Genomic DNA, 275 nt, shown 5'->3' with positions numbered 1-275 from the left:
GGTTCGTGGGTATCGCGTGCCGATCGAAAATGATTACGATCTGGATCGGCTGTGCACCATCGTCTTCTGCATGCCGGGATGGGTGCGTACGGGCCCGCAGGACGTGGAGCGTGCCGGAGTACCGGTCGAGGAATGCGCAAGTGTCACTGACCTCATGAAGTGTGTGCGTACTGCTAATGCCGAGCGCGAACGGGGCAAACCGCGAGTGGTTGAATATGTGCTGGAAAAATATAGGATTGGGGCCGAAGAACACATCAACCTGTACAGCGTCAACC

General features: G+C 56.7%; 1 protein-coding gene. It reads left to right on the top strand.

Annotated features, from left to right (window positions below; all coding sequences use genetic code 11):
• A partial coding sequence (locus AC1RPH_RS08310; protein WP_481762114.1) for a hypothetical protein occupies positions 1 to 275 on the top strand: 275 nt, incomplete at both ends.

The sequence above is a fragment of the Dellaglioa sp. CoH-57-MRSF-16 genome (assembly GCF_056782055.1).
The sequence above is the reverse complement of the archived record's forward strand: the minus strand, read 5'-3'. Positions and strand labels throughout refer to the sequence as shown.